This window comes from Streptomyces boncukensis (genome assembly GCF_011045075.1).
GTDB classification, from domain to species: Bacteria; Actinomycetota; Actinomycetes; order Streptomycetales; family Streptomycetaceae; genus Streptomyces; species Streptomyces boncukensis.
The window spans coordinates 1-2,034 of sequence record NZ_JAAKZZ010000842.1 but is presented as its reverse complement, the minus strand read 5'-3'; the positions used below and the strand labels follow the sequence as shown (position 1 = coordinate 2,034).

Annotated in this window: 2 protein-coding genes; both read left to right on the top strand. The window is 76.3% G+C overall.

All coding sequences use genetic code 11. The annotated features are described in order from the left end of the window. Nucleotides 1-1,107, top strand: a 1,107-nt coding sequence (locus G5C65_RS36235) for a ferrochelatase (RefSeq protein WP_165303300.1), incomplete at its 5' end; no start/stop codon positions are given. A gap of 107 nt (nt 1,108-1,214) precedes the next feature. Next, a complete protein-coding gene (locus tag G5C65_RS36230; RefSeq protein WP_165303301.1) occupies nt 1,215-2,015 on the top strand; it encodes an inositol monophosphatase family protein in 801 nt (266 codons plus the stop codon). The last annotated feature ends 19 nt before the right edge of the window (nt 2,016-2,034 follow it).

The following is a 2,034-nucleotide window of genomic DNA, read 5'->3' as shown; positions in this document are numbered from 1 at the left end:
GCGCCGTACGCCCCCTACGACGCGCTGCTGCTGCTGTCCTTCGGCGGCCCCGAGGGGCCCGACGACGTCGTGCCCTTCCTGGAGAACGTGACCCGCGGCCGGGGCATCCCGCGCGAGCGCCTCGAAGAGGTCGGGCAGCACTACTACCTGTTCGACGGCGTCAGCCCCATCAACGCCCAGAACCGCCGCCTCCTCGGGGCCCTCCGCACCGACTTCGCGGAGCACGGCCTGGACCTGCCGGTCTACTGGGGCAACCGCAACTGGGCGCCGTACCTCACCGACGCGCTCCGCGAGATCGCCAAGGACGGCCGCCGCCGCGTCCTCACGCTGGCCACCAGCGCCTACGCCTCGTACTCCGGCTGCCGCCAGTACCGCGAGAACCTCGCCGAGTCGCTGGCCGCGCTGGAGGCCGAAGGGCTGCGCCCGCCCGAGGTGGACAAGCTGCGGCACTACTTCAACCACCCGGGCTTCCTGGAGCCGGTGATCGACGGGGTGCTCGACGCGCTCGCCCAGCTCCCGGAGGGCGTACGCGAGCGCGCGCACCTGGCGTTCACCACCCACTCCATCCCCACCGCGGCGGCCGACACCTCGGGCCCCGCGGCGGCGCACGGCGACGGCGGCGCGTACGTCGCCGAGCATCTGGACGTCGCCCGGCTGGTGGCCGACGCGGTACGGGAGCGCACCGGCACCGCCCGCGAGTGGCGGCTCGTCTACCAGTCGCGCAGCGGCCCTCCGCAGGTGCCGTGGCTGGAGCCGGACATCTGCGACCACCTGGAGGAGCTGCACGGGCGGGGCGCGCCCGGCGCCGTGATGGTCCCGATCGGCTTCGTCTCGGACCATATGGAGGTGCTCTACGACCTGGACACCGAGGCGCGGGCCAGGGCGGAGGAGCTGGGGCTGCCGGTGGCCCGGTCCGCGACGGTGGGCGCCGACCCGAGGTTCGCCGCCGCCGTGCGCGAGCTCGTGCTGGAGCGCGCGGCGAGCGAGCGCGGCGAGCGCCCCGAGCGCTGCGCCCTGGGAGCGCTGGGCCCCAGCCACGACGTGTGCCCGGTGGGCTGCTGCCCGGCCCGCACGCCCCGGCCGGCCGCGGCCGGCGCACCGGAGTGAGCGCGGCGCGGTACGGCGCGGTACGGCACGAGGACGGCTCCGTCCGGCGGGCCCCGCCGGACGGCCCCGGGCACCACGAGCACGCAACGGACGACGAGGACGGCACTGTGACGGATGATCTGAAGGCCGAACTGCTCAGCCTGGCCCTGGAGGCCGCCCACAAGGCGGGCGCGCTGCTGCGGGACGGGCGTCCCGAGGACCTGGGGGTCGCCGCGACCAAGACCAGCCCCATCGACGTGGTCACGGAGATGGACCTCGCCTCCGAGAAGCTGATCACGGACTTCCTCGGCGACCACCGGCCCGAGGACGGCTTCCTCGGCGAGGAGGGCGCCTCCTCGCCGGGCAGCTCCGGGGTCCGCTGGGTCATCGACCCCATCGACGGCACGGTCAACTACCTGTACGGGCGCCCCGACTGGGCGGTGTCCATCGCCGCCGAGTACGCGGGCGAGCGGGTGGTCGGCGTCGTCGCGGCGCCGGTGCGCGGCGAGACCTGCCACGCGGTGCTGGGCGAGGGCGCCTGGCGGGGCGAGCGCCGGCTGCGCTGCCGCCCCTCGCCGCCGCTCGACCAGGCGCTGATCGGCACCGGCTTCGGCTACGTCGCGGGGCGGCGCGCGGCGCAGGCCGAGGTCGCCAGGGCGCTGCTGCCGCGCGTGCGCGACATCCGGCGCTGCGGATCCGCCGCGATCGACCTGTGCGATGTGGCGGCGGGGCGGCTCGACGGCTACTACGAGCGCGGGCTGCACCCCTGGGACATGGCGGCGGGGGACCTGATAGCCCGGGAGGCCGGGGCGCGCACGGGCGGCCGCGGCGCGGCGGCGCCGGACGGGGAGCTGACGCTGGCCGCCTCGCCGGGCGTCTTCGACGCGCTCCACCCGCTCCTGGAGGAGCTGGGCGCCTGGCACGACTGACGGACGGGCGGGGCGGGAC